The sequence below is a fragment of the Cohnella sp. LGH genome (assembly GCF_017671885.1).
Classification (GTDB): Bacteria; Bacillota; Bacilli; order Paenibacillales; family Paenibacillaceae; genus Cohnella; species Cohnella phaseoli.
Genome location: NZ_CP072117.1, coordinates 2,688,840 through 2,715,221 on the forward strand (window position 1 = coordinate 2,688,840; position 26,382 = coordinate 2,715,221).

At 56.7% G+C, this 26,382-nt stretch carries 24 protein-coding genes; 17 read left to right on the plus strand and 7 right to left on the minus strand.

The features are described 5' to 3' along the window. The first annotated feature begins 226 nt into the window (after positions 1-226). The 16 genes from panB to J4772_RS11190 all read left to right on the plus strand — a co-directional run bounded on the left by panB (position 227) and on the right by J4772_RS11190 (position 17,177). Complete coding sequence (gene panB, locus J4772_RS11115; protein ID WP_116064479.1) at positions 227-1,096, plus strand: 3-methyl-2-oxobutanoate hydroxymethyltransferase; 870 nt, start codon at positions 227-229, stop codon at positions 1,094-1,096. Beyond that, positions 1,093-2,004 (plus strand): pantoate--beta-alanine ligase, encoded by a 912-nt coding sequence (gene panC, locus J4772_RS11120; RefSeq protein WP_209075244.1) that lies wholly within the window; start codon positions 1,093-1,095, stop codon positions 2,002-2,004. Before panB ends, panC begins: the two co-directional genes overlap by 4 nt. Next, a complete protein-coding gene (gene panD, locus J4772_RS11125) occupies positions 1,989-2,372 on the plus strand; it encodes an aspartate 1-decarboxylase (RefSeq protein ID WP_116064481.1) in 384 nt (127 codons plus the stop codon). The genes panC and panD overlap by 16 nt, the downstream gene beginning before the upstream one ends. A 74-nt stretch (positions 2,373-2,446) precedes the next feature. Beyond that, a complete protein-coding gene (locus tag J4772_RS11130) occupies positions 2,447-3,085 on the plus strand; it encodes a tetratricopeptide repeat protein (protein WP_209075245.1) in 639 nt (212 codons plus the stop codon). 17 nt (positions 3,086-3,102) lie between these two features. Then, positions 3,103-6,012 carry an ATP-dependent DNA helicase DinG gene (gene dinG, locus J4772_RS11135; protein WP_209075246.1) on the plus strand — a complete coding sequence of 970 codons (2,910 nt, stop codon included), beginning with the start codon at positions 3,103-3,105 and terminating at the stop codon, positions 6,010-6,012. Further along, a complete protein-coding gene (locus tag J4772_RS11140) occupies positions 6,009-6,668 on the plus strand; it encodes a redox-sensing transcriptional repressor Rex (RefSeq protein WP_116064484.1) in 660 nt (219 codons plus the stop codon). The genes dinG and J4772_RS11140 overlap by 4 nt, the downstream gene beginning before the upstream one ends. Next, the gene (locus tag J4772_RS11145; protein WP_209075247.1) at positions 6,665-7,969 is read left to right on the plus strand and encodes an amidohydrolase; all 1,305 of its coding nucleotides are present in this window, start codon (positions 6,665-6,667) and stop codon (positions 7,967-7,969) included. Before J4772_RS11140 ends, J4772_RS11145 begins: the two co-directional genes overlap by 4 nt. Beyond that, positions 7,966-8,490 carry a hypothetical protein gene (locus J4772_RS11150; protein WP_209075248.1) on the plus strand — a complete coding sequence of 175 codons (525 nt, stop codon included), beginning with the start codon at positions 7,966-7,968 and terminating at the stop codon, positions 8,488-8,490. The genes J4772_RS11145 and J4772_RS11150 overlap by 4 nt, the downstream gene beginning before the upstream one ends. Positions 8,491-8,655: 165 nt before the next feature. Next, positions 8,656-9,192, plus strand: a complete 537-nt coding sequence (locus J4772_RS11155) for a hypothetical protein (protein ID WP_116064487.1) — start codon at positions 8,656-8,658, stop codon at positions 9,190-9,192. Then, positions 9,185-10,684 carry an AAA family ATPase gene (locus J4772_RS11160; RefSeq protein WP_247741072.1) on the plus strand — a complete coding sequence of 500 codons (1,500 nt, stop codon included), beginning with the start codon at positions 9,185-9,187 and terminating at the stop codon, positions 10,682-10,684. Before J4772_RS11155 ends, J4772_RS11160 begins: the two co-directional genes overlap by 8 nt. Before the next feature lie 144 nt (positions 10,685-10,828). Then, the gene (locus J4772_RS11165; RefSeq protein WP_209075249.1) at positions 10,829-12,346 is read left to right on the plus strand and encodes a methyl-accepting chemotaxis protein; all 1,518 of its coding nucleotides are present in this window, start codon (positions 10,829-10,831) and stop codon (positions 12,344-12,346) included. Positions 12,347-12,491: 145 nt separating this feature from the next. After that, positions 12,492-13,058, plus strand: a complete 567-nt coding sequence (locus J4772_RS11170; RefSeq protein ID WP_342772522.1) for an RNA polymerase sigma factor — start codon at positions 12,492-12,494, stop codon at positions 13,056-13,058. Then, complete coding sequence (locus J4772_RS11175; protein ID WP_209075250.1) at positions 13,048-14,241, plus strand: hypothetical protein; 1,194 nt, start codon at positions 13,048-13,050, stop codon at positions 14,239-14,241. The genes J4772_RS11170 and J4772_RS11175 overlap by 11 nt, the downstream gene beginning before the upstream one ends. A gap of 136 nt (positions 14,242-14,377) precedes the next feature. After that, complete coding sequence (locus tag J4772_RS11180; RefSeq protein ID WP_116064490.1) at positions 14,378-15,250, plus strand: 3-hydroxyacyl-CoA dehydrogenase family protein; 873 nt, start codon at positions 14,378-14,380, stop codon at positions 15,248-15,250. After that, the gene (locus J4772_RS11185) at positions 15,247-16,479 is read left to right on the plus strand and encodes an acetate kinase (protein ID WP_116064491.1); all 1,233 of its coding nucleotides are present in this window, start codon (positions 15,247-15,249) and stop codon (positions 16,477-16,479) included. The genes J4772_RS11180 and J4772_RS11185 overlap by 4 nt, the downstream gene beginning before the upstream one ends. Then, entirely contained in the window at positions 16,476-17,177 is a 702-nt protein-coding gene (locus J4772_RS11190; protein ID WP_116064492.1) for a DnaD domain-containing protein, read from the plus strand. The genes J4772_RS11185 and J4772_RS11190 overlap by 4 nt, the downstream gene beginning before the upstream one ends. Positions 17,178-17,661: 484 nt before the next feature. Here J4772_RS11190 and mtnB read toward each other — a convergent pair whose 3' ends face one another. The 7 genes from mtnB to J4772_RS11225 all read right to left on the minus strand — a co-directional run bounded on the left by mtnB (position 17,662) and on the right by J4772_RS11225 (position 25,047). Beyond that, a complete protein-coding gene (gene mtnB, locus J4772_RS11195; protein ID WP_209075251.1) occupies positions 17,662-18,315 on the minus strand; it encodes a methylthioribulose 1-phosphate dehydratase in 654 nt (217 codons plus the stop codon). Then, the gene (locus J4772_RS11200; RefSeq protein ID WP_209075252.1) at positions 18,312-19,004 is read right to left on the minus strand and encodes a 2-hydroxy-3-keto-5-methylthiopentenyl-1-phosphate phosphatase; all 693 of its coding nucleotides are present in this window, start codon (positions 19,002-19,004) and stop codon (positions 18,312-18,314) included. Before J4772_RS11200 ends, mtnB begins: the two co-directional genes overlap by 4 nt. Continuing rightward, entirely contained in the window at positions 19,001-20,236 is a 1,236-nt protein-coding gene (locus J4772_RS11205) for a 2,3-diketo-5-methylthiopentyl-1-phosphate enolase (protein ID WP_209075253.1), read from the minus strand. Before J4772_RS11205 ends, J4772_RS11200 begins: the two co-directional genes overlap by 4 nt. A 27-nt stretch (positions 20,237-20,263) precedes the next feature. Beyond that, positions 20,264-21,136: a pyrroline-5-carboxylate reductase gene (gene proC, locus J4772_RS11210; RefSeq protein ID WP_209075254.1), complete on the minus strand. Its 873-nt coding sequence runs from the start codon at positions 21,134-21,136 to the stop codon at positions 20,264-20,266. A gap of 14 nt (positions 21,137-21,150) precedes the next feature. After that, positions 21,151-22,398 (minus strand): glutamate-5-semialdehyde dehydrogenase, encoded by a 1,248-nt coding sequence (locus J4772_RS11215; RefSeq protein WP_116064497.1) that lies wholly within the window; start codon positions 22,396-22,398, stop codon positions 21,151-21,153. Continuing rightward, entirely contained in the window at positions 22,391-23,518 is a 1,128-nt protein-coding gene (gene proB, locus J4772_RS11220; protein ID WP_209075255.1) for a glutamate 5-kinase, read from the minus strand. Before proB ends, J4772_RS11215 begins: the two co-directional genes overlap by 8 nt. 353 nt (positions 23,519-23,871) lie before the next feature. Next, positions 23,872-25,047: a pyridoxal phosphate-dependent aminotransferase gene (locus J4772_RS11225; RefSeq protein WP_209075256.1), complete on the minus strand. Its 1,176-nt coding sequence runs from the start codon at positions 25,045-25,047 to the stop codon at positions 23,872-23,874. A 205-nt stretch (positions 25,048-25,252) separates the two neighbouring features. On the opposite strand from J4772_RS11225, the gene J4772_RS11230 reads away from it, so the two are divergent. Further along, positions 25,253-26,053, plus strand: coding sequence for a carbon-nitrogen family hydrolase (locus J4772_RS11230; RefSeq protein WP_371822894.1), 801 nt, complete (start codon positions 25,253-25,255; stop codon positions 26,051-26,053). Positions 26,054-26,382: the final 329 nt, after the last annotated feature.

Sequence of the window (26,382 nt, forward strand, 5' to 3'; positions counted from 1 at the left end):
TGAACGGCGAACCGCACTTGCTAATAATGGAAGTATACAACGGAATGTAAGCAGCGATAGTAACTCTATACCGTCACAGATTCGCGGCGGATTCTGCTCTGAGCCGAAAGGACCGAGACAGAAGGACGTGAAGGACGTTCTATGTTGAATGGGAACCCTTTTTTGCTCATGGGCAAAATGGGTTTTTTTGCTGTTACTCCGTCTGAACTTCCTAGGAGGAACTCCCATGAAACAAGCGTTAACCGTGCCCAAATTAAAGGCGATGAAAAACCAGGGGAAGCCGATCGCGGTAGTGACGGCATACGATTACCCCTCGGCAGTGTTGTCCGAAGAAGCGGAAGTCGATATGATTCTTGTTGGAGATTCGCTTGGCAACGTCGTGCTGGGCTACGAGACGACGGTTCCCGTCAAGCTTGAAGATATGATCTACCATACGCGAGCAGTCGTTAGAGGCGCTCCGGGTACGATGGTCGTGACGGATTTGCCGTTTGCGACTTATCGACTGGGACCGGAGGCGACGCTGCGCAACGCCGCGCGTTTGATGCAGGAAGGCGGCGCTCACGCCGTTAAGATGGAAGGCGGGGCGGAGCTGGCGGACGAAATCCGGCTTCTGACTTCGGCAGGCATACCGGTACTCGGCCATCTCGGACTCACGCCGCAATCGATCCACCAAATCGGCGGTTATAAAGTGCAGGGCAAAAGCGAGGCGGAAGCGGAGAAGCTGCTGAGCGACGCCAGGGCGTTGGAGCAGGCGGGAGCGTTCGGCATCGTGCTGGAGCTTATGACCGAAGAGTTGTCCGCTGAAATCTCGCAGGCGATCGGCATACCGACTATCGGAATCGGAGCCGGACGCGGCTGCGACGGGCAAGTGCTCGTCTTTCACGATCTTCTGCGCTACGGCTCGGGCATCCGGGAGAAGAAAATGGTGAAAAGCTACGCTAACGTCGGAGATACGATCCGCGAGGCGATTGCGCAATACGTTAATGAAGTGAAAACGAGAGCTTTCCCGGAAGAGAAACACTCCTTTACTTCGCAAAAGGCGGCCGATCCCGCCCAAAGCGAAATGGGAAAGCTGTACGGAGGAGAGCGTAAATGAAACCGACAATCGTTCGCACTATTGTCGAGCTTAGGAAGGAGATCGCTTCCTTTCGTCATTCGAGGCCGCTCGGGGAGGCCAGCGTAGGCTTCGTGCCGACGATGGGCTATCTGCACGAGGGTCATGCCAGCTTGCTGCGCCGCTCGTCTCAGGAGAACGGTCTCACCGTGCTTAGCATTTTCGTTAATCCGATTCAGTTCGGACCAAACGAGGATTTGGACAAATATCCGCGCGATGAGGAAAAGGATGTCGCCCTTGCCGCTTCCTGCGGCGTCGATCTCGTATTCCTGCCGTCGGTGCAGGAGATGTATCCGCAAAGCCGGGTTACGACCGTTACGGTATCCGAGGTGACGGAGCGCTTATGCGGCGCAAGCCGTCCCGGTCACTTCGACGGGGTGGCGACGGTCGTCGCCAAGCTGCTAAACATCGTTCAGCCGGATCGTGCGTACTTCGGCTTGAAGGACGCCCAGCAGGTCGCCGTCGTGACGCGAATGGCGCAGGATTTGAATATTCCGACGGAAATCGTACCCTGCCCGATCGTAAGGGAAGAAGACGGATTGGCGCTCAGCTCGCGCAACGTGTATTTGAACGCGCAGGAGAGGGAGCAGGCGCTGTCGCTCTCGCTCGCCCTTGCCAAAGTGCCGGAGTGGATTGCGGAAGGCGTCGGCGCAGCGGAGCTATCCGAGCTGCTGAAGCGGGAGATGTCGCGCTCGCCGCTGGCGAACGTCGAATACGCCGACGCGTTGACGTATCCTGACCTGCTGCCACCGGACGCGGACGTTCCTTTGCGAAGCATCGACGGTTTTGTGCTGGTCGCTCTCGCCGTTCGTTTTGGAAACACCCGCTTAATTGACAATCGGCTGTTAAATCCCATGGAAGCAGGTGTTGAAACATGTTCCGCCAAATGATGAAAGCCAAAATCCATCGCGCGACGGTAACTGAAGCCAATTTGAACTACGTGGGCAGCGTTACGATCGACCAGGATTTGATGGAGCTTGTGGATATATTGCCCGATGAGAAGGTGCAAATCGTCAACAACAACAATGGCGCAAGGTTCGAAACCTACGTTATTCCGGGCCCGCGCGGCTCCGGCGTTATTTGTCTCAATGGAGCTGCAGCCAGACTCGTCCAGCCGGGCGATCAGGTTATTATTATCAATTATGGGCTGTTCTCGGACGAGGAAGCCCGTCGTCATAAACCGCGGGTCGCCATTATGGACGAAGGAAACCGAGTCGTCAAATTGTTGGCGGAAGAGCCGCATTCGACCGTTTTGTAATGCGTATGAAACACCCCTCCGAAACGCAGAATGAGCAGTACGGTATCACTTTGCGATTAAGGGGGGGAACGAACATGATCCAGCAATGGTTCGCAACGATGAACGATGTGCTCGACGATCTTATTTTACGTTATCCGCAAGCTTCGTCCGAAGAAAAAATCGCCTGTGGGCAACAATGGGACATGCTCAAAACGCTAAGTGATGATATTATTGAGTTATGGCTGCAATTCGAGGAAAAAATGGGCTGCTTCCGCGAGCTGCAGCAGCAGCCCGAGCCTGCAATTCAAGAACCGCAGCGAACGCTTGGGTCGTTCGTCAAAGGCCAAGGTTACTTCAAACTGCAAATGTTCAAACACTCTTCGGAGCAGTTGGAGGAGACGATTGCCGTTTATCCGGATTTTCTGTGCGCGAGGCTGTTTCTGGCGATGTCGCTAATGCATTTAAAAAACTGGAGCGAAGCTCAGCGCCATTTCCAGCTAATCGCGGCGATTGCCGAGGAGAAACGGCTTCAGGCGATCGCCTACAATGCGCTCGGATGCATCCAAGCGGTGTACGCCCACCTCGATCAAGCTCAAACGTATTTTCGCAAGTCGCTCGAAGCCGATCCCGGCTTTGCCGATCCGAAGCATAATTTGCAATCGCTCGTCCAAGGCAACACCGAAATTCAATTGCAATTCGGCAGCGCGGAGCTGCAATCGCTCGTGCAGGCGTGACGGAAAGGAAGTCTGTAATGAAATTTGCCGTGCTCGATTTTGAAACGACGGGCATGTCGTCCGATAAAGATGAAATCATCCAGACGGGACTCGCTTTTATTGACGAAGCGGGGACCGTTTGTTCCACCTATGCGAGTTTCGTGCGGCCTTCCAGACCTATTCCCCAAGAAATTACCCGGCTTACCGGCATTGTCGACGCCGATGTAGCGAACGCGCCGGAACTGGAGGATATGCTGAGCGACATCGTGCCAATGCTTCAGGATGTCGTGCTTGTTGGACATAACGTAGGCTTCGACGCTCACTTTTTGCAAGCCGCCCTCGATAAGAGCGGCTATTTGCCGTTTGCCGGGCGGATGATCGATACGGTCGATCTGGCCAGAATTGCGTTTCCGACGCAGCCCTCGTTCTCTTTGGGGGCGCTTACGCAGGCGCTTGGTATCGCTCACGAACGTCCGCATCAGGCCGACAGCGACGCAGTCGCTACCGCCGAGCTGTTCCTGCTGTGTCGCGACAAGCTGAGAACGCTGCCGATGTTTACGTTGCAAAGGCTGGCAGCGATGTTTGATCGCGACCAGAACGACCTCGGGTGGTTGATTGCCGACGCCCTTGCTTGGCGGGAGAATCGGCCGCCGTTACCCGAAAACGGGGTTCATCATTTCCGTCAGTTCGCCATGAACGTCGGCGATTGGAGCGACGATCAGCCTTCCTCTCGCGAAGATGAGCTTATCGGTTCCCTCGAATGGCAAAGCATGGACTTCGATCGCTATTTGGAAGCGGTGCGGAACAACTTGCAGACGATTTTTCCCGGTTACGAATCCCGCGAAGGCCAAGACATTATGTTTCAAGAGGTGCATGGGGCGCTCCAGGATGACGCCCATTTGCTCGTCGAAGCCGGAACCGGTACCGGCAAGTCGCTCGGTTATTTGCTTCCTGCCCTCTATTATGGGCGGAAAGAGGACAAAAAAATCGTCGTCAGTACCCATACGATCCAGTTGCAGGAGCAGCTGCGCGAAAGAGATTTGCCGCTCCTGCAGCAGGTGCTGCCAATGCCCTTCAAGGCGGCGGTATTCAAAGGCAGAAGCAACTATTTGTGTCTGAGAAAATTTGAGAGTCGACAGCAAATTCCCGAGCATGCGCTCGGCAAAGAGGAAGCGGTCACCCGAGCGGGCATGACCGTATGGCTTGGGGAGACGACTGGCGGCGAATCCGAGGAGTTGAACGTCGGGGGGCGCGGCCGCGAAGAGTGGGCGGCCGTCGCAAGCGATGCGGCATCGTGCTTGAATCGTGCTTGTCCCTGGTTCAAACGATGTTTCTACCATCGAGCGAGGAACGAAGCGGGCAAAGCCGATCTAATCATTACGAACCATGCCTTGCTGTTCACCGACATGCGCGCCGAGCATCGCCTGCTCCCGGCCTACGATCGGCTGATCGTAGACGAGGCGCATCACCTGGAGGAGGTAGCCAGCAGCCATCTGGGCCAGAAAACCTCGTATTCCTCCTTGATCATTCCGCTGCAGCGAATGTGGAAGGATGCCCGTACAGGGCTATTGCCGCAACTGATCGGAGCCGTTTCCGGGTTGGCTTCGGATTATGCCGGAGCTTGGGCCGAGAAGCTTGAGCTGCTAATTCCCAAAGTGCAGGAAATTCGCGATGCTTGGGAGCGTTGGATGGAGGCGGTGTTCGCGATGCTTGCTTCCAACGCGGCGGCCGATGAAACCGGCAGTTTAACGATGCGAATCAAGCCGGCCGATTTGCCGACCCAATGGGACGGGCTCAGCGTGGACGGCAACAACGTCATTCAGCTGTTGTCGGACCTGATTCGTCCGCTTGAGAAGTTAACGGTCGATATTCGCGAGGAGTCGGACGAGCTCGGGATGCAGGGCCTGCTCACAGATCTGGGGGGCGTATTAAAAGACCTATCCAACATTCGGGCGGACACGCAGTCGTTCGTAACGCTAGGACGCCCCGAGTTCGTCTATTGGGCGGAAGGGCATACGCAGTATCGCAATCGTTCCGTCGGGATCTACGGGGCTCCTGCGGACGTTAGCGAGCTGCTGAAAGAAGGGATGTTCGATAAAAAAGCGAGCGTCGTCATGACGTCGGCGACGCTGACCATCGACAAATCCTTCAAGTACGTGACCGATCAGCTTGGGTTGAGCGATGCGGAGAAAAACGGGCGACTCAAAACGGCGATGCTGCCGTCTCCGTTCCGTTATCGTGAACAGGCGCTTGTGCTCATTCCGCGCGATTTCCCGGGCATCAAGGGAAGAGACGGAGAGGCTGCCTTCGTGAGCGCGCTGATCGCTTCGCTGCACGAGACCGCCTTGACGGTAGGCGGGAGAATGCTTGTTCTGTTCACTTCTTACCGGATGCTAAGGCATGTGTACGGCCCGCTTAAAGACAGCCTGGAGCAAGCCGGCATTCAGGTGCTTGGCCAAGGAGTGGACGATGGCAGCAGAACGAGGCTGACGCAGCAGTTCATGAAGCGGCCGGCTTCGGTACTGCTCGGTACCAGCAGCTTCTGGGAAGGCATCGATTTGCCGGGCGACGCGCTCACCTGCCTCGCGATTGTCAGATTGCCGTTTCAGCCGCCGAACCACCCGGTTGCGGAAGCTAAGTCGGAGAAGCTGCAAGCCGAGAATCAGAATCCGTTCATGAAGCTGTCGCTGCCGCAGGCGGTCATCAAGTTCAAGCAGGGATTCGGACGTCTTGTTCGCACGGCGAGCGACAAAGGGATCGTCATTTTGTACGATACGAGAGTGATCGATACGAACTACGGGAAGTACTTTCTGTACTCGCTGCCGGGTCCGAAGATGGAGCATTTGCCGCTGGCCGGCATGACTTCGCGCATTCGGCAATGGCTGCAGCCGCAAGACGGCGAACTTAACACGCTCGCCACGGGGCAAGAGAGAGGGGACATGCGATGAAGCCGATTAAAATATCCGAAGCCGTCGTTAGAAGACTGCCGATCTATTTGCGTTACCTGAACGAGTTGAGCCTCAGCAATATTCAGACCGTATCCTCGCAGGACTTAGGAGAAAAGCTAGACCTCAATCCGGCGCAAATCCGCAAGGACTTGGCCTATTTCGGAGAGTTCGGGCGTAAAGGCGTCGGCTATAACGTCGATTATCTGATCGAGAAGATTCGACAAATATTGAAATTGGACAAAACGATGAACGTCGCTTTGGTCGGTACGGGTAACCTGGGGCGAGCTTTGTGCAACTATAATATGTATATTAAAGACAATATGAAAATCGTGGCCGTATTCGATGCGGACATGAGCAAGGCGGGAACTTCAATCAACCACCTTCAGGTGCAACCGATGCAGGAGCTGGCTGAGACGGTGCGCAAGCTGGATATTGCGGTCGGCATTATTACCGTGCCGGCAGGCGAAGCGCAGAACGTCGCCGACCGGTTCGTCTCGGCAGGCATACGCGGCTTGCTTAACTTCGCCCCTGTCGTCCTGAAGGCCGCTCCCGGCGTACGCATCCATAACGCCGACTTTACCGCCGAGCTGCTCAGTTTGGCCTACTACATGGACGATCAAAACGAGGAACAAGAGGAAGGGGATGCGGAGCAATGACGCGGCTGCTGATCAAGCAAGGGACATTCGTAACGATTGATGAACAATTTTCCGTGTTTCAAGGATGGCTGGCCGTAGAGAACGGCCAAATCGCAGCTATGGGGGAAGGCGAAGTTCCGCAGCGGGAGAGCGAGTCGGCGACCGAGATATTGGACGGCAGCGGACTGCTGTTTATGCCGGGTCTTATTAACACCCACGGACATGCGGCGATGTCGCTGTTGCGCGGAATGGCCGACGATCTCGTGCTTCAGGATTGGCTGCAAAATCATATGTGGCCGACCGAGGCCAAATTTACCGGAGACGACGTGTACTGGGGCTCGGCGCTGGCCGCAGTAGAGATGATCAAGAGCGGCACGACGACGTTCGTCGATATGTACGACCATATGCAGCGCGTGGCCGAAGTGACAGAGACGTCCGGTTTGAGGGCCAGCCTGACGCGCGGCGTAATCGGCCTTTGTCCGGAAGACGTGCAGAAGGCAAAGCTGGAGGACGCGATCCGTTTTGCGAGGGAGTGGCACGGCCAGGCGAACGGACGGATCAACGTTATGATTTCGCCGCACGCTCCATACACCTGCCCTCCAGATTATATTTTGAAATTCGTCGAGGCGGCGCACGAGCTGGATTTGCCGATGCACACGCACATGTCCGAAACGCTGGCCGAGGTGGAGCAGAACGTGCGCGACTATGGCTGCCGTCCGGTCGAGCATCTTGATCGTCTCGGCATGTTCAGCCGGCCGACTCTCGTTGCTCACGCAGTTCACCTGAACGATGAAGAAATCGCTTTGCTGGCCGAGCGCAAGGTTGCCGTATCGCATAACCCGATCAGCAATCTGAAGCTGGCTAGCGGAGTAGCCCGGGTGCCCGATCTGCTCAAGGCGGGCGTGACCGTATCGCTCGGAACGGACGGCGCGGCCAGCAACAACAATCTTGACCTGTTCCAGGAGATGACGACCGCCGCGTTGCTGCATAAAGGCGTGAGCGGCGATCCGACCGTCGTCCCGGCCGTGGAGGCGCTGCGCATGGCGACGTTGTACGGGGCGCGCTCGCTAGGTCTGGAAGGCGCTGTAGGCCAACTGAAGGTCGGTCTCAAGGCGGACATCATCGCCGTCAATATCGCGCAAGCGCACTTCGTGCCTCGTACGGATTTCGTATCTCATCTCGTCTACTCGGGCAGAGGCTCGGATGTCGTGCACGTATGGGTTGACGGGAAGCAGCTGCTTCGCGACCGTCAGCTGACGACGCTTGACGAGGAGAAAATTATGGCCGAAGCAGAGCGCTGCTACCGGAGGCTGCGCGCATGAATAGGAGCCGAAGCGAAGGCAAGCGGGTGCTGCCTTCCTTTACGCTTGGCAGATGGCTGTTCATTATAAGCGGATTTATTCTGTTCCTTATCGTCTCTTTCGTGCTTTACGTACGTTCCGCTGATTCGGACTATCGCCGCGCGGAAAACGAGGCAATCCGGATCGGCAAAGCTCAGGGCGAGCTCGTCAACGTGTTCGAGGCTGTGCGCCATACGTGGCAAGGGAATGTGTGGATCGTGACGGGAGAGGATGCCGGCGGCGAGCGCTGGACCGTATTCGAGCTGGAGAACGAAATCGTACGGAAAAAAGCGAGCGAAAACCTAACCGAGGAGCAGATGCTCGCCAAGTTTGCAGCAGCTCATACCGGCAAGCCGATCCGCATTATGCCCGCTTGGTTCAACGGTCAGCCGGCGTGGGAAATTCGCTATCGGAACGAAGGCGACGAGCGACTTCAGTCTCTCGATTTCTATTCGTTCGAGGATGGATCGCTCATTCGTACTTATGTATTGTCGAACCTTTAAAAAACGCCGATAAGGCGTTTTTTTGTTGGATTCCCAGTCATCGTCTAACGATTCGTCTATCATTTCCTGATATACTATGTGATGTACTTCTCGTTTGACCAAAACTGACCAGTCCCGATCGTCGCCGACGGCGCAGTCAAGTTTAATGATGGAGGGGATCGGCTAATGAATAAGCTGAAAATCGTACCGATAGCGATAACCGCGGCGTTGACCGCAGTTCTATTGTTCGGAGGATGGTTTGCCTATCGCCATTACGGCATTGAGAAGCCGCTTGATAGAGCGGCGGCATCGATTCCCGGCGTGGAGGCCGCAAATATCGAAACGACCGGGACGCTCGTAAAAGTCAGCGTCGAACTGGATTCCGACGCCGACTTGGGCGAAGTGTACCGTACGATTAAGAAGAACGGGGCTCAGCAGATCGGCAGCCGCCAACTGGAGCTGCAGGTGACGGCTCCCGGCAGCGAGCTGCTGGACAAGGCATGGAGCTATTCTTTGTTCGATGTCGCCGAAGCGATGGAGAATCGCAAATATTCGAGCATCCGCGAAGCGATGACGAAGCTGTCGGAGCAGTTTCCAAACGTAGAGGCGACAACGGATATCGACGAGAGCAACGTTTACGTTTCGTTAAAGGACGGAGACAGAGCGAAATTCGTCGTGCTTCCGCGTCAGCCTGCGACATTGGGGGTGTGGCCGAATGCGTAAAATCGGAAATTACGGAAAAGAAATGGCGGTCGGAGCGCTGATCGTCACGCTTGTTTTTCTAGTGTATGTCGGATTGCCGCCAGCCATACTGGTGATGGGACTCGTCATGTTCGGCGCGATTTATTTGTTCAGCCGTTCGCGCGGAATGGCGATGGGAGCGGCCGGAGGCAAGAAAACGATCGTTCGCAAACCGGAATTTCTCACCTTCGACGATATCGGCGGACAAGACCAGCCGAAGCGGGAGCTGCAGGAAGCGTTGGATTTTCTTGTTTACAAGGACAAAATTAAGAAGCTCGGCATTCGTCCGCTTAAAGGCATTTTGCTGACAGGGCCACCTGGGACAGGGAAAACGCTGCTAGCGAAAGCAGCGGCGCAGTACACGCACTCCGCATTCATAGCGGCGTCCGGGAGCGAGTTCGTGGAGATGTATGTCGGCGTGGGCGCCGGGCGAATTCGCGATCTATTCAAGGAGGCGCGCCAGCAGGCCGTTAAATTGAAGCGCACCAGCGCCATTATTTTTATCGATGAGATCGACGGAATCGGCGGCAAAAGAGACGGAGGCCAGCATCGCGAGTACGATCAGACGTTGAACCAGCTGTTGACGGAGATGGACGGCGTGCAGGGAGACGAAACGGTGCGCGTGCTGCTGATTGCGGCGACGAACCGCAAGGAGCTGCTTGACCCGGCGCTGCTGCGCCCAGGCCGCTTCGACCGCCATATTCAGGTCGATATGCCGGATAAGAACGGCAGAGAGCACATTTTGAAGCTGCACGCTCGCAACAAGCCGCTGGCCGGCGATGCCTCGCTCGTTAAGGTGGCGGAGGAGACGTTCGGATTTTCCGGAGCGCAGCTGGAAAGCGTCATGAATGAAGCGGCGATCTATGCCATGCGCGAGGAAGCGGAGCAAATTGCGATGGCGCATCTGTCGCAGGCCATCGACAAGGTCATGATGGGCGAACGGATGGATCGCGAGACGACGCGCGAGGAGCGGGAGCGGGTGGCGATTCATGAGTTGGGCCATGCGATCGTCGCCGAGACAGTACGTCCGGACAGCGTTGCGCAGGTGTCGCTTACGCCGCGCGGACAAGCGCTAGGCTACGTGCGTCATCATCCCCGCCAGGATAGCTACCTCTATACGAAGACAGTGCTTGAGGAACAAATTATGATCGCGCTTGGCGGCGCCGTCGCGGAAGAGATTTTTTACGGCGGCCGGAGCACGGGCTCTAAGGGAGACTTCGATCAAGCGACTTCGATCGTTAGGACGATGATCGAATCCGGCATGTCCGAGCTGGGCATCGTTCACCCGCAGGCGCTGACGCAGGAACAGTGGTCGGCGGAGAACGCCGCTATTCTCGGCGGTTTGACAGACAAGACGAGAGAACTGCTGGATCGACGCAATGCATCGTTTAAGCTGCTTCTCAACCATCTGATCAGCGAGGAAACGCTGTCCGGCAAGCAGTTGAGAGATATTTTGAGTGGCGAAGCCGCGTAAGTCGAAGTGAATAATCGAAAATGAACCCCAGTTTCCGTAATTCTCGGAGGCTGGGGTTCTTTGCGCTGCTTTCAGAAAAATTTCAGAACGATAATATATAAATAAGAGTTGAGGATGTATCGGTGAAAGGATGAATAATTAGTCATGCAAGATAAAAAAAACGACCTGATGCTGCGATTGTCCGCCGCGGCAGCCGCGCTCGGCGCGGTAGTTTTTGCGATCACGAGACAGTTGGACCCTTTTCGCCATCACGCAGGAGGACATGGCTCCGGTTTCGGAATGACGCCCGCGATTTTTTTGGGGCAGTTGATTTTGGTGCTTGTTCCGTTTGGATTGCTGGCTTTCGCTCTCTATTGCTTTCGGCAAAATCGGGAGCATCCCTATCTGCCTTGGCTTAATACGCTAACGCTTACCTTCTCTAGTATGGCGATTATTAGCGGCAGCGGCGGCGGAGTCGAATTTCATTTCTCCATCTTTATGGTGCTTGCGATCGCGGCATATTATGAAGATATACGGTTGATGGTTCTAATGACGACGCTATTCGCCGTTCAACATCTCGCCGGCTTCTTTCTCAGTCCCCAGCTTGTGTTCGGAACGGATTCATACCCGTTCCTGATGCTGGTCGTTCATGCGCTGTTTCTAATTTTGACGTCCTGTGCGACGTCTCTGCAGATTGTGTCCAAGAGAAAGATAACTACGCAGTTGGAGGCGGAGAAGAGAACCAAGGAGGAGCGCCTGTTTCAACTGATCAACCAGATCGAGAAGCTGTCCGAACAAATTCGCTCGACCTCCGAGACGGTGTCCGACAAATCCGAGATTAATGTTCGTGCTAATGAAACGATGCGCCATTCTTTTGACGAAGTTACGGGCGGGCTGCGGGATCAGCTGATATCGCTCGAGCAAATGGACAGCAATTTGGAGCGGATTAACGCCTCCGTTCAGAGCGCCTTTTTCGCCTTCGAGGAAATGAAGCTTAACGCCGTTGCGACCGAGCAGGCGGTAACTTCGAATTACGAGTCGGTGCTGGCCATTCGCGAGCAGAACGAGAGCGTAGTTGAGGCGGTTACTTCCATCGTGATGTCGATGGACGATCTGCAGCAGGCGGCGGCTCAAGCTCAGAGCATGGTCAATAAAATTCGCGAAGTGTCCGATCAGACGAACCTGATCGCTTTGAACGCATCGATCGAAGCGGCAAGAGCGGGAGAGCAAGGTAAAGGCTTCGCCGTTGTGGCTGGCGAAATTCGCAAACTGGCGGATCAAAGCCGCGGCGCCGCGGACGATATTCAGTCGATGATTGCGACCATTCGGCAAGAAAGCGAGACGAGCGTGGGCCAAGTCGAACGAGGACAGGAAGCGATCCGGCAAACCGCCGTCAACATGGAGACGTTCGCGGCCGAGTTCCAGCAATTGCGGCAGCGCCTGCGCGAGGTACTCGAGTTTATTTTGAATTTGAACCGAATGATGACCAATATTAGGCAGGAGGCAGGGAACGTAAGCGGCGAAATGACTCGCATCTCCGCCGTTATCGAAGAAGAAATGGCGGCCATGGAGTCGCTGAGGGGCATGAGCGGCGAACAGACGGAATCCGCTCGTCAAGTCGATCGGGAAGTTGCGAAGCTTAACAATCTTAGCCTGTCGCTGCGCGAACAATTCAAAGCTTGATCATATAACCGAAAATGAACGGCGGGAAGAGCTTCCGAGCAGGAGGAGCTTCCCGCCGTCTTCTTTTCCTCAAGAGAAGGAAATTCATCAAAAAATATGTTAGCATTGAACCTGGTGAGCTTATGAATCGTCTAACGGATTAGAGGTGGCAAGATTGGAGTCTGAACGCAATTTCGATTTCCTTAAATATATGGTTGAAAGCGACGATAACAAGGGGTTGCTGAACGAACTGATGACCGCCTACGGCAAGGAGGTTTGGAATTACGCTTACAGCATAACCCGCAAGTGGGATCTCGCCGACGACATTACGCAGGAAGTGTTTATTAAAGTTTTTCGCAATATGCATGCTTTTCGTCGTGACGCTTCTGTCAAAACCTGGTTGTTGACCATTACCCGCAACACTGCGATCGACTTTCAGAGATCGGCTTTTTTCCGCAAGGTGACGCTGTCGGACTTCGTCGAGGATTACGGGCAGCGGCATTCCGTGGAGCAGGACGTCATGGAGAAATCGGCCGTTAGCGACATGTGGGCCATGGTGCTCGAATTGCCCAAGAAGTACAGGGAGGTTATCATACTATACGCTCATCATCAGATGTCCTTGAAGGAGATCGCGCAAATATTGGACGTGACGGAGGGAACCGTCAAATCGCGAATGTTCCACGCCCGTCAGAAGCTGGCCAAAATGAAGGAGGCGAACCGCAATGGACGATAAAGATTTATTCGAACAGCTAAGCAGCGGTCCGTTTTCCCGAAGCGGGTTCGATGAGAATCTGCGGAGGAAAATCAACGATAATTTGGACAACCCGAGGCGGGGGGCGAAGCGGCCTTCCTTCCTCAGATTAAGCGTCATTAGCGCTTCGTTTCTCTTCATTGCGATCGTAATCGGCGCGTTATGGAGCTGGAGAAGCTTTGACGGCGCGGAGAAGAGTCAGAAGCTCGCCGTTCCGACTGGGCAGGCTTCGGCTTCCTCGGTTGTTGAGGATGAGGACGAAACGAACAAGACGCCTCATTCCGCGGTTGTCATCGGGCTGCGCAAGGACGAGGATAACAGGCGAAGCAGCTATCGGACGGTCGTCGTCGCACCCGAGAACGATCGGCTGATAGAGATCGGCAGCGGAGAAGGCATTTGGATGCCTTACGGGCAAAATTTCTATCAGATCGAAGCGGCGGAAGATTCGCTGGGCAAAGGAGATCAGCGGCTCGTCGCCTACTTGAAGGGCAAGAAGTCCAAGGTCAATGAAGCGGACGCCGCGCAGCTGAGAAGAACGGAAAAGCTGCTCTATGCGGGAGATAAGTACGTTTCGATTTTGCAGACGACCAACATCGACGTCAAGGGAGCGAAGGTCGAGCAGAGCGAAGTTGTGGTCAATCAGCTTCCGACGCTGGCGCTGGCCAACCGGGCGGCCAATCCCGATGCGTTGACTGCGGGGAACGTTTCGCTGGGCGAGGCGCTCGAAACCCAGGACCTTGTCGCTCAGGTCGAGAGATGGGCAGTCGTCCGGGAAAACAACGCTTGGGTGGCCAAACAGGCGTTCAAAACATCAGGCGTCTACGACGTGGCGCAAATACGTCAATGGCAGTCGGTCGACGTCTCGCTGACGAATACGAAGGTGGTCAAAGACAAGCCGCTTGCGATCGACTGGGACGAGGTGGAGCGTATTGAACCCGATGCGGTCGATGCTTATACCTCACAGGACGGAGACGTCGCGCTTATCGTCACGGACGACCAACTGCAGCTCGTGGCGCATCGGCTTCCTGAAGCGGAGAGAAGCTCCGTGACAATCGATCTTGCTCCGAATGAATCGATCGTCATGGTACAGTGGGCGATTCAGGAGAATTACGTAAAAACGTGGAAACAATGGTTTACCGAATGGTTCTCTGATTCGTCACACTGAATCGGATATGATAAGATGAGAGTACCCGATAAAATGTTCCGAAATGTGAGATTTTTCAATGCGGAACGGGTGCGATCATCTTATTCTATTTGTATAGCGAGAAAAATCGCTGCATTCGGGGTGGAGGGACAGAAGCATGTTTAGAGTCATTGGCGTTGTAGGAGCAGGCACGATGGGACAGAGCATTGCCGAGATGCTCGCTGTGAAAGGACTGGACGTCTACCTGGTGGAGAAGACGCCGGAGAAGCTTCAGCAGGCAAGGGAAATGCTGGAGACCAGCTTGGATCGACAGCTCGAGAGATGGGCGATTACGGCGGCGGAGAAGAAATTGACGCTAAGCCGAATACATATGGAATCCTCCTTGCACGATCTGGCCAAATGCGATCTGGTCATCGAAACGATCAGCGAAGATCTCGACAGCAAAAAAGAAGTGATGCGGCAAATTGACGATATTTTGACTCCGGATGCGATCGTGGCAAGCAATACGTCGACATTGAGCTTGACCGAGCTTGCCGGCGCAAGCCGATATCCGGGACGCGTCATCGGCATGCATTTCGTTTACCCGGCATTCCGAATCGACGTTGTAGAGATTATTCGCGGTCTGCAAACCTCCGATGAGACGTTCGCCAAGACCAAGTCGTTTGTCGACGATGTTTTATCCAAAAAGGGCGTCATGGTGTACGAGTCGCCGGGTTACGTAACGACAAGGCTGATTTGCCTGCTTATCAACGAGGCGCTGCACGTGCTGGAGGAGGGCGTGGCCTCTCCCGAAGATATCGACGACGCGATGAGCATGGGCTACAGCTTCGAGCATGGACCATTGGAGATGGCGGACAGGTTCGGACTCGATTCGGTCTTGGCCGCTCTGGAACGGATGTTCCGGGAATACGGCGAGCTGAAATATCGGCCTTCATTTTTGCTTAAGAAAAAAGTGCGCGCAGGTCAGCTCGGCATCAAGACGGGAATCGGATTTTTCAAGTACAACAAGGACGGTGATCGGCTGTCATGAACATTCTTGTCATCAACGCGGGAAGCTCCTCGCTCAAATATCAACTGTACGATATGAAGACGGAAACGGCCATAGCGACGGGGCGGGTGGAGCGGATCGGCATGGACTCCTCGATTCTGACGCACGAGGTCGCGCATCAGCCGGAAGTACGGGAAGTGAGCGAAATTCTCGATCATACGACAGCGGTCAAAAAAGTGTTGGACATGCTCACGCACCGGAAGTTCGGCGTGCTGCGGAACATCTCGGACATTCAGGCGGTCGGCCATCGAGTCGTTCACGGCGGCGAATCGTTCAGCGAGTCGGTGCTGGTCGACGCCAAGGTCAAGCTGGAAATTCGTCGGCTGTTCGACCTGGCTCCGCTGCACAATCCGGCGCATATGATGGGCATCGCCGCGGTTGAAGAAAACTTGCCGCACGTGCCGCAGGCAGTCGTGTTCGATACGGCGTTCCATCAGTCGATGCCGCCTACCTCGTATTTGTACGCCATTCCCACCGTGCTGTACCGCAAGCATAAAATTCGCCGCTACGGCTTCCACGGGACGTCGCACGACTATGTTAGCCAACGCGCGGCGGAGTATCTGGGCAAGCCGCTTGAGCAGCTTAAGCTGATTACGTGCCATATCGGCAACGGGGCGAGCTGCACCGCGATTTTGCACGGCAAATCGTTCGATACGAGCATGGGCATGACCCCGCTGGAGGGGCTGATGATGGGAACGCGCAGCGGAGACCTTGATCCGGCCGTCGTGCCGTATACGATCAACAAGGAAGAGCTGACGTTGAACGAGGTCAATTCGATGTTGAACAAGCACAGCGGACTGATTGCCATCTCGGGCGTCAGCAGCGACATGCGCGAGATCGTCGAAGCGATGAACGACGGCAACGACAACGCGAAGCTTGCTTTCGATATGTACACTTATCGGATTCGCAAATACATCGGAGCTTACATTGCGGCAATGGATGGAGCGGATGCGATCATTTTCACGGCGGGCGTTGGGGAAAATTCGGACGTACTGCGCAAGGCGGTGTGCGAGCGGCTGACGTTTTTCGGCGTACAGCTTGACGAGGCGAAAAATGCGATCCGTTCCCCGGAGCCTCGAAAAATTACGACCGACGATTCCGCGGTCAGCGTGCTGGTCGTTCCGACCAACGAAGAGCTGCTGATTGCCAGAGATACGTACCGGCTCGTCCTCACCAAGCTGGTCGGCCAAGGGGTTGAGACCGAAGGATGAATGATCGCAGCTCTTTAGCCAAAGGAATGGCAGAGGCTTACATGGACGGAGCCGTCAGCGTTCCGTACGCCTTGCTTCGCACCTACAGAGCGCTTCAACTGAACGATACGGAGACGATGCTGCTTCTGCATCTGATCGCGTACCGCCAGCTGGAGCTGAACGATTTTCCGACGATCGAGCAGCTTCAGGAAAGATTGGGCTGCTCGCCGTCGCTTGTCGGTCAGACGCTGCAGAAGCTGATGAAGCTCGGCTTCGTCTCGATCGACGAAGTGTTCGATCCGGCAAGCGGCGTTCAATCCGAGCGTTACAACCTGTCCGGACTTTACTACGAGATCGGAGCTTTGCTGTCAGCCGGCGAGCTGCCGCTTCGGGGCGGACAAGAGGAAGAGGCCGCTGCGGCCCGCGACAGACAGTCTGCGCGTCCGACGCTGGCTCCGGTGGCGGGCAGCCTGTTTACGCTGTTCGAGCAGGAATTCGGCCGCCCGCTGACGCCGATGGAGTTCGAGACGATGAACAGCTGGCTCGACCAGGACCAGTATCCGGAGGAACTGATCCGCTTTGCGCTGAAGGAATCGGTGTTTGCGGGCAAGCTGAGCTTTCGTTATATCGATCGGATTCTTTTCGAATGGAATCGAAATCGTGTCACGAACGTTGAGGAGGCTCGCGACCACGCGCAGAAGTTCCGCTCGGGCCGCTAAATCGAACGTAAAAGAAAATCCGCTTCTCCGACTGCTTGGGGCAGATGTGGAAGCGGATTTTTCTATGGCTGACTAATTCGCGTAGATGAACTCCCTTAAGCAAGGAAATTCGAGTGCTCGATCTTCCCTTAGGGCCTGCGGGACCCTTACGCAAGGAAGTTCGAGCGCTTGATCTTCTCTAAGTGCCTGTGAGACCCTTATGCACGGAAATTTGAGAGATCGATCTTCTCTAAGGGCCTGTGAGACCCTTATGCACGGAAAATCGAGTGCTCGATCTTTCCTAAGGGCCTGCGGGGCCCTTATGCACGGAAATTCGGCAAATCGATCTACTCTAAGGGCCTGCGAGACTCTTACGGAAGGAAGTTTGAGTGCTTGACAGGGTCTCTGTCTCTTGCATCCCGACGGGCCGTTTCACGAGTGGCCTTATGCTCGTTAATTACAAAGCCATTTGTGCCTCGTTGATACCAGTTGCAAGGGGTCCCTCTTAGGGCTTCCCTCTATTCAGCAGTTCCCAGCGGTACACGTACTCGAATAGAAACTCGAACGCTTCCAGGTGCTTTTTCGCCTCAAAGGCGTCCTTGCCCCAAGCGCAGATGCCGTGTTTGCGGATAAGCAGGCCGGGTACGCGAGGATCTAACCGTTCGGTAATTTCCGGAACGATGCGGGGCACGTCGGCGTAATTGGTGAGAATCGGCACGTCGATTCGCGCGTCCTCCTCCCAGATATTGAACGCCTTGATCAGCTCAACCCCTTGAATCGGCACGGCGCGGCGGTCCCAGAACCATTCGGAGACGATGTTGTTGAACACGCTATGGATATGGAAAATGGCGCCGGCGCCCGTCAGTCGGTAAATTTCGCGGTGCAGCGACGTCTCGGCGGAAGGCTTGAGCGCCGTCGCCTCGCACGGCTTGCCGTCCTGGTCGACGAATAGAAAATCCTCCGGCGTCGAGCGCGTCTTGTCCTTGCCGCTGGCCGTGACGGCGAAATAAAAACGCTCGGACGAGTAGGGGCCGATACGCATCGACAGATTGCCGCCCGTGCCTGCAAACCAGCCGCGCGAGGCGAACTCCGCTTTCACCTCGGTAAATTCGCCCAGCACGCGGCGTTTGTCTTCGGTCGTAATATCCGAGAAGCTCATGAGCGCAAGCCCCCTTGCTCCAGGTGATGAATGACGTCGTGGAACGTCTCGAACGGCAGGTGAGGAAGACCCAGCTCCTGGCATTTGTCCGTCAGATGGGAGCGTGAGAAAACGAGATCGACGATCTTCGCTCCGGGGAAATCGGTAACGCTGTCTCCGATCAGAATACGATAGTAGCGATCTGCCGGAAAACCGCGGATGACGGCGGTTTTGCACATCCCGCAGCGGCCGCGGTTGTCGCAATGCTCGTCGCAGTCGTGCGGCCACGTAATTCGGATGCGGTCTCCGCTAAAATCGCTGCCGTTGCAGTAAATATGGTCGGCCGGAATGCCGAACGGCTCCAGCAGCGGATGGACGAAAAAGTCGATGCCGCCGCTCGTCACGTAAAACGGCACGTCGTTCGCCTTGCACCAGGCGAGCAGCTCGGCGAAGCCCGGACGAATGCCTGCGTTTGTCAAAATATAGTCTTTGACCTCATGTTGCATGGAAGAGGGGAGCAGTGCGAACATTTCGCCCACACCCTGTTTGACCGACTTGGCGTCGGCAATAATATCCTGTACGATCGCATCCCAACCCGACGGGTTAAAATGCTTCATGACGGCGATAATGTTGTCGTTAAGCGTGATCGTTCCGTCGAAGTCGCAGAACAATACCGGCTGACGCGGGAATCTGGCTGTCGTGCCGTTCAAGATGTGCGTACCCCCCAGCGTTCGATCGCGATGCGCAATTCCTCGTGATTTTCAGCGTATTTTTCCAGTTGGATTTCCGCTTTGGTTGCATCTACCGCCTGACGGAAGGCGCGTCCGCCGGCAGCCGCTCCTCCGGGATGGCCGTGCACGCCTCCGCCGGCGTTAACGACGACCTCCGGCCCAAAATCCCCCATAATGAGCGGGACGAGTCCCGGGTGAATGCCTGCGGACGGAACCGGGAACGACGGCTTCTGCGGCAACTCGGACGTCAGCAGCGCCTCCATCACAGCGAGATTTTCCGCCTTCGGCATGACGACCGAGCCGTAAGGGGAAGGGAAGAGCGACAGATCCGCCCCGGCGATCCGCATCAGCTTGCCGAGCAGAACGGGCGCGGAGATGCCGTAGTGAGGCGACGGATAGAATGCTCCCGCCATGGCGGGATGGGCGGCGATCGGGACGTTGATGTCCGGATCCTTGGCCAGCTCGGCCAGCGCATCGAAGCCGTAGGCGAGCACGTTGAATAAGAGGCCGTTCGCTCCGGCTGCAATCGCGCGCTTGGCGTTCGCCTTCAGCTCGAAGGTCGATCCGGTTAAGTTCGCGAAATAGATCAGCTTCTGTCCGGTCGTCCGCTCCGCTTCGCGGGCGGCGGATACGCACGCTTCCACGCGGCGTTCCAACGGAGTCAACGGATTCTCGAACAATATTTCGTCGTCCTTGATCAAGTCGACGCCGCCCAGCGCCTGCTGGAGGAATTGCTCGCGAAGATTGGCGAGATCGTGGCCTATGACGGATTTGAAAATGCTCATCACGAGCGGACGGTCGTGAACGCCGAGCAAACCCCGCACGCCCTCAATGCCGAATTTCGGCCCGGTGAATACGCTCAGGAAATCGGCGGACGGCGCAATATCGATCAGCTTGATGCGACCGTCCATCGACAGCTTGCCGAACGCGGTCACCAGAAACGCGGGAATATCCCGGCTGAAGTTAACGTCCGGGTAGGCGATCGTAATGTCGGCATAGCGTTCGCCCGGCTGCGCCCCTTCAGGCTCATGCGCGTCTATTGATACGACTTGGCCGAGATGTTTCTGCATTTGCTCCTTGGCCGCTTCCGGAAGCTCGGTCCAGCTGCCGACCGTCAGGCCGACGGCGATGCCCTGAGCTTTCTTGGCGAAATCGGCCTTGTCGTCATGCAGACGGTAAGTAGCCAAGCTATAGGATTGGGATAGATTCATTCGAGATCAACCTTCTTTCCGTGCAAATCAAAGTTTAGCGGCCTCTTCCCGGATCGCATCGCCCATCTCGCGGGCTCTTTCCGCGCAGCGGACGATGGCCTGGTTCATCGCATCGCGAAACTCGAACCGCTCCAGCGTTTGGATGGCCGCTTCGGTCGTTCCGTTCGGAGACGTCACCTTGCGGCGCAATTGCTCCGGATCTTCGTCAGTGACGAGCACCATCTCGGCCGCTCCCCTAACCGTCTGAACGGTAAGGGCCTTCGCCGCTTCAGGCGTCAGGCCGAGCCTTACGCCGGCGTCGATCATCGCTTCCATTAAGTAGTAGACGTAGGCCGGACCGCTGCCGGATACGCCGTTAACCGCTTCGATTAGCGGCTCTTCGACGACAGCGGTCATGCCGATCGCGCCGAACATCGTCAGCGCCAATTCGCGACGCTCCGCGGAGACGCCTTCGGAGAAGCTGATGCCCGTCGCGCCGAGTCCAATTGTGCTGGACGTATTCGGCATAGTGCGCACGACGGGCTGCTCCCGGCCAAGCAGCTGATGAATCGTGGAGATGGACAGACCGGCGATCAGCGAGACGACGAGCTGGTCCGGACGAAGCAGCGGCTTAAGCGCGCGGATCGCTCCGGCGGCGTCCTTCGGCTTCATACCGAGCACGACGACGTCGGCGGACGTTAGCGCGGCGCTTTTCTTGTCGTCCGTATCGGCAGGGACGACGCCGTAGCGGGAGGACAGCTCCCGAAGACGCTCGGCGTTCTGCCGGTTCATGACGGAGATGCTGCCCGGTTCGGCCAGCTTGGGCTCGACCAGCCCGCGCAAAATCGCTTCCGCCATCGAGCCGGCACCGTAAAAGCAAAGTCGAACTCCCCGCAAAGGGGATGAGGTTGAATTCGTCATCTTATTTACAGCTCCTAAGCTCTGATTTGGCCCGTTCCGACGACGCGGTATTTCGTGGAGGTCAAGGCAGGCAGTCCCATCGGGCCGCGTGCGTGCAGCTTCTGCGTGCTGATGCCGATCTCCGCCCCGAAACCGAATTCGAATCCGTCGGTAAAGCGGGTGGAGGCGTTGTGGTAGACGGCGGCGGCGTCGACTTCCTGCAGGAAGCGGTCGGCGTTCTCCGCGTTTTCCGTTACGATGCATTCCGAATGCTGTGTGCCGTACTTGCGAATATGGGCGAGCGCCTCGTCTACATCTTTTACAATTTTCAGATTCAAAATGTAGTCGTTGTATTCAGTGGCGAAGTCTTCTTCTGTTGCGAGTTCGATTGTCGGAACGATCTGGCGCGAAGCTTCGCAGCCCTTCAGGGCGACGCCGGATTGGATGAACTTGTCGGCGAGCGCCGCAAGATGCTTGGCCGCGAACGACTCGTGCAGCAGCAGCGTCTCCATGGAGTTGCACACCGACGGGCGCTGCACCTTCGCATTCAGGGCAATCGCCGCCAGCATGGCGTAATCGGCGCTCTCGTCCGCATACGTATGGCAGATGCCCGCGCCGGTCTCGATGACGGGAACCGTCGCGTTCTGCACGACATTGCGGATAAGCGACGCTCCGCCGCGCGGGATAATGACGTCCAGCAGCCCGTTCAGCTTCAGCATTTCGTCGACCGATTTGCGGTCGGAGTCCTCGATCAATTGAAGCGCGTCTTCGGGCAGGTCAGAGCGGGACAATGCTTCTCTCATTACCGCGATAATGGCGCGATTGGAGGAAAGTGCGGCGGAGCCGCCGCGAAGCACGACGGCGTTGCCGGTTTTCAGGCACAAAGACGCGGCGTCGACGGTGACGTTCGGGCGCGATTCGTAGATCATGCCGATGACGCCCAGCGGCACGCGGCGCTGCTCGATATGCAGCCCGTTCGGCCGCTCGAATCGGTGCAGCGTTTCGCCGACCGGATCGGGCAGCTCAACGACCTCGCGAACGCCTTGGGCGATGCCTTGCAGCCGCTCCGGGGTCAGCTTCAGCCGGTCGAGCATCGATTCGGACGTGCCCTGTTCCCGGCCGCGGACGATATCTTCCTCATTGGCGGCAAGCAGCCGCTCCTGCGCTGCGATCAGCGCGTCCGCGATCAGCAGCAGCGCCTCGTTCTTCTGCGCGGTTGTCAGATTGTTTAATGCCGTAGTCGTTTCGCGTGCCGCTCTAGCTTTCGTTATCACTTCACTCATTTGCATGCGCCTCCTTTAAGATCGTAGCTGCGACCCATTCGTCACGATGGATGACTTCGATGCGGGCGACGTCGACGCGCTTGCGCGCCTCGTCGGTGGATAAGCCTGCGACGGCGGTGATCTGCCAAGGGGCATAGTTGGAAATGCCTCTTCCCAGCACGCGGCCATCGCTGCCGACGACCTCGACGACTTCGCCGGGATGAAAATCGCCCTCCGCCGCCGTAATGCCTGCGGGAAGCAGGCTGCTTCCCCGGTTGAGCAGCGCGTCTTCGGCTCCGCCGTCGACGATAATTTTTCCTTGCGGATCGGACAGAAACCCGACCCAATGCTTCTTCGCGGACAGCGAGTGGAGAGCCGGCACGAAATAAGTGCCCTTGCCCCGTCCGGCTGCCGCAGCCTGCAGATCGCCGGACTCCGACACCCGTCCGACGAATAGGGGAACGCCGCCGCGCATGGCGATGCGAGCCGCGTCGAGCTTGGATCGCATGCCGCCGGTGCCGACCGACGAGCCGGCTCCTCCCGCCATTTGGTACAGCTCCTCGGTGAGTGTGTCGACGCTCTCGATCCGAACAGCCTCCGGCATTTTGCGAGGATCGCCGGTGTACAGTCCGTCCATGTCGGTCAGAATGTATAAGCCGTCGGCTTTGACCAGATTGGCGACCAGCGCGGAGAGGGAATCGTTCTCTCCGAATTTGATTTCGTCGACGGCGACGGTGTCGTTCTCGTTAATGATTGGAATCGCTTGTTGCTTCAGCAGCTCCTCGATCGTGCGGGTAGCGTTCTGCGCTCGGCCCCGATTGCTGAAATCCGGCCGGGTGAGCAGAATTTGCGCGGCGGCGATTCCGCTTGCGCCCAGCGCCTCCTGATAGGCCTGCATCAGCAGCGCCTGGCCTACGGCAGCGGCGGCCTGCTTCTCATGCACCAGCTTCGGCCTTGTCGCGTATCCCAGACGGCGGAAGCCCGCCGCGATTGCCCCCGAAGTGACGAGCAGCACCTGATGACCTTCCGCGTGCAGCGACGCCAGCTCATCGGCAAAAAACTTCACCTGATCGCGGTTTAATCCGCCTTGCTCGGAGGTGAGGGAGCTGCTGCCTATTTTGACTACGATACGTTTGCTCATACGTCCAACCCCTTATCCAGCCATAAAAAAAACTCTCGCCCCGTAAAGGACGAAAGCTTAACTTCCGCGATACCACCTTCGTTGACGGCGCCAGAATACAGAGGCATCCGTCCTCTCATGCTCCCGATAACAGCGGGCGCTGTCCGGCTCGTCGCCGTCCGCTCGGGGATGGGGGAGGCGGGGGGCAAGGCAAGTTCTCTCAGCCAAGGAACTTGCTCTCTGCGCGTGCCCGGGTTCGCTTCGTTTCCCGTCATGGCGTTGCTATAATCGCGCCGGTCGCCCCGGCGCTCGAATAACCTAAGAATACCATGCGCTGCAAGGGTTGTAAAGGAATGAGGGCGGGAGGGGCGGGATTAGAACAGCCCGAGCCGTCCGACTCTAGCCGCCACCTCGCGCAGCCGTTCTTCGCTCGTCAACAGTCCGAGCCGGACGTAGCCTTCGCCGCTATCGCCGAATCCGGAGCCGGGAGCGACGACGACGTCCGCCTGTTCGAGCAGCAGATTGGCGAATGACATCGAGGTATGTCCCTTGGCGATCGGCAGCCAGCAGAAAAAAGAGCCTGCAGGCTTCGGAGCTATCCAGCCGATCTCGTCCAACGCCGCGTACAGAGCGTTGCGCCGGCTTTCGTAAGTCGCCACCAGCTCTCTGACGGATTGCTGCGGACCGGTCAGCGCCTCAGCGGCGGCTTCCTGTATGCCGCCGAACAGGCTGCAGTACATATGGTCCTGGATCAGGTTGATCTGCTCGATGATGGCCGCATTGCCGACGGCAAAGCCGACTCTCCAACCCGCCATATTGTAAGTTTTGGACAGGGTATAAAATTCGACCCCGACTTCTTTGGCCCCCGGCGTTTCCAGGAAGCTGACCGGACGCTGGCCGTCGAAGCCGATCGCGCCGTAGGCGAAATCGCTGGCGACGACGATGCCGTGCTTACGCGCGAATGCGACGGTTCGCTCGTAGAATTCGGGCGTTGCCGTTGCCGCCGTCGGGTTGTTCGGATAGTTGAGGAACATCAGCTTGGCCCGGTCGAGAGCGCCGGACGGAACCGCATCGTAGTCGGGCAGAAAGCCGTTCTCTTCCTTTAGAGGCATGAAGCACATTTCTCCGCCGGCCAGCGCGACGCCCGACCAGTAATCCGGATAACCCGGATCGGGAACGAGGCACACGTCGCCCGGATCAAGGTAGATTTGGCTGATTTCGACGAGGCCGGACTTGCCGCCGAACAAAACGGCGACCTCTGTCTCTGGATGAAGCTCGACGCCGTAATCCGCTTTGTAACGCTCGGCGACGGCTTGCTTCAGGAACGCAAACCCGCGAAAAGGCGGGTATTTGTGGTACAAAGGATTTTCGGAAGCGGTTTTTAGTCGTTCCACGATATTGCGCGGAGTAGGCAAATCGGGATTGCCCTGTCCGAGATTGATGACATCGCTGCCGGTTGCCGCTCGGGCGTTCGCTTTGGCGACCAGTGCGGCGAAAAACTGTTCGGGCAAAGCTTGCATCCGCTTCGCCGGAGTAATCTTAAAACTCATGCTCAATCGTCACGCTCCGTCATGCTTGAAATAGGATAGGTTGAATGTAGCATAATGGAAACGGCTCGGCAACGGATTCGGGCTGTTTTCGAGAAATAATTCAAATATTACGGGTGGGAATAGTATGATATGGTCCGAATTTGTTGCCGGAACGGGGAGGATACAGTACGATGGAGGTCATAAGTCTATTGTCGAAGTGGAGTGAATAGCGGTGAGTCAATTGCGGATTGCGCTAGTTCAGATGAATATAGAAGCGGGGAATACGGAAGCGAATTTCGCGAAAATGGAGGCGAAGCTGGAAGAGGCCGCTGCGCTTGCGCCTAAACCGGATTTGATCGTGCTGCCGGAAATGTGGAATACGGGCTATGCTTTAACGGAAATCCGCAAGCTGGCGGACCCGGACGGAGAGCGCTCGAAGCGGGTCGTAGCCGACTTCTGTCGACGTCATGGCATCGTCGTGCTGGCGGGATCGATCGCGCAGCTTCGCGGCGACGGAGTCACGAACACGCTCCACGTATTCGACCGAACGGGAGAAGCGATTGCCGAATACAGCAAAATTCACCTGTTCCAGCTAATGAACGAGCATCTGCACCTGGAATCGGGAGACACGGCGGGAGCGTTCGAACTGGAAGGGATTCCGGCAGCGGCGATGATCTGTTACGACATTCGTTTTCCCGAGCTTGCACGCAAGTTGGCGCTTGGCGGGGCGAAGCTGCTGATCGTTCCGGCGGAATGGCCGCATCCGCGGCTGCATCACTGGAGAACTCTGCTGCAAGCTCGAGCGATCGAGAACCAGATGTTCGTTGTCGCTTGCAATACGGTTGGCGAGAGCGGCGGAACGAACTTCTTCGGCCACTCGATGGTCATCGATCCGTGGGGCGAAGTGCTTGTCGAAGCCGGCGAAGAGGAGACGATTGTCGTCGCCGACGTCGACTTGGCGCTTGTCGACGAGGTGCGCGGCCGCATTCCGGTATTTTCCGATCGCAGACCGCATTTGTACAATTGAGCTGGCTGGCTCGGGGGTTTGTTAGAGGTTCGGGAAACGTGTGAATGGTGCGCATAACGGTCTGGCAGACCGTTATAGGTTCGGGAAACGAGTGGATGGTGTGCATAACGGTCTGGCAGACCGTTAAAGGTTCGGGAAACGTGTGAATGGTGCGCATAACGGTCTGGCAGACCGTTAAAGGTTCGGGAAACGTGCGGATGGTGCGTATAACGGTCTGGCAGACCGTTAAAGGTTCGGAAACGTGTGAATGGTGCGCATAACGGCCCTACAGGCCGTTATGAGCCCCCGCCGTCGATACTGCCGCCCCCTGCCGCCGATTGCACAATTGT

What these genes read in the sequence shown, in the direction of transcription:
- panB (WP_116064479.1), top strand. Translation starts at nt 227, where the DNA reads ATGAAACAAGCGTTAACCGTGCCCAAATTAAAGGCGATGAAAAACCAG.
- panC (WP_209075244.1), top strand. Translation starts at nt 1,093, where the DNA reads ATGAAACCGACAATCGTTCGCACTATTGTCGAGCTTAGGAAGGAGATC.
- panD (WP_116064481.1), top strand. Translation starts at nt 1,989, where the DNA reads ATGTTCCGCCAAATGATGAAAGCCAAAATCCATCGCGCGACGGTAACT.
- J4772_RS11130 (WP_209075245.1), top strand. Translation starts at nt 2,447, where the DNA reads ATGATCCAGCAATGGTTCGCAACGATGAACGATGTGCTCGACGATCTT.
- dinG (WP_209075246.1), top strand. Translation starts at nt 3,103, where the DNA reads ATGAAATTTGCCGTGCTCGATTTTGAAACGACGGGCATGTCGTCCGAT.
- J4772_RS11140 (WP_116064484.1), top strand. Translation starts at nt 6,009, where the DNA reads ATGAAGCCGATTAAAATATCCGAAGCCGTCGTTAGAAGACTGCCGATC.
- J4772_RS11145 (WP_209075247.1), top strand. Translation starts at nt 6,665, where the DNA reads ATGACGCGGCTGCTGATCAAGCAAGGGACATTCGTAACGATTGATGAA.
- J4772_RS11150 (WP_209075248.1), top strand. Translation starts at nt 7,966, where the DNA reads ATGAATAGGAGCCGAAGCGAAGGCAAGCGGGTGCTGCCTTCCTTTACG.
- J4772_RS11155 (WP_116064487.1), top strand. Translation starts at nt 8,656, where the DNA reads ATGAATAAGCTGAAAATCGTACCGATAGCGATAACCGCGGCGTTGACC.
- J4772_RS11160 (WP_247741072.1), top strand. Translation starts at nt 9,185, where the DNA reads ATGCGTAAAATCGGAAATTACGGAAAAGAAATGGCGGTCGGAGCGCTG.
- J4772_RS11165 (WP_209075249.1), top strand. Translation starts at nt 10,829, where the DNA reads ATGCAAGATAAAAAAAACGACCTGATGCTGCGATTGTCCGCCGCGGCA.
- J4772_RS11175 (WP_209075250.1), top strand. Translation starts at nt 13,048, where the DNA reads ATGGACGATAAAGATTTATTCGAACAGCTAAGCAGCGGTCCGTTTTCC.
- J4772_RS11180 (WP_116064490.1), top strand. Translation starts at nt 14,378, where the DNA reads ATGTTTAGAGTCATTGGCGTTGTAGGAGCAGGCACGATGGGACAGAGC.
- J4772_RS11185 (WP_116064491.1), top strand. Translation starts at nt 15,247, where the DNA reads ATGAACATTCTTGTCATCAACGCGGGAAGCTCCTCGCTCAAATATCAA.
- J4772_RS11190 (WP_116064492.1), top strand. Translation starts at nt 16,476, where the DNA reads ATGAATGATCGCAGCTCTTTAGCCAAAGGAATGGCAGAGGCTTACATG.
- mtnB (WP_209075251.1), bottom strand. Translation starts at nt 18,315, where the DNA reads ATGAGCTTCTCGGATATTACGACCGAAGACAAACGCCGCGTGCTGGGC.
- J4772_RS11205 (WP_209075253.1), bottom strand. Translation starts at nt 20,236, where the DNA reads ATGAATCTATCCCAATCCTATAGCTTGGCTACTTACCGTCTGCATGAC.
- proC (WP_209075254.1), bottom strand. Translation starts at nt 21,136, where the DNA reads ATGACGAATTCAACCTCATCCCCTTTGCGGGGAGTTCGACTTTGCTTT.
- J4772_RS11215 (WP_116064497.1), bottom strand. Translation starts at nt 22,398, where the DNA reads ATGAGTGAAGTGATAACGAAAGCTAGAGCGGCACGCGAAACGACTACG.
- proB (WP_209075255.1), bottom strand. Translation starts at nt 23,518, where the DNA reads ATGAGCAAACGTATCGTAGTCAAAATAGGCAGCAGCTCCCTCACCTCC.
- J4772_RS11225 (WP_209075256.1), bottom strand. Translation starts at nt 25,047, where the DNA reads ATGAGTTTTAAGATTACTCCGGCGAAGCGGATGCAAGCTTTGCCCGAA.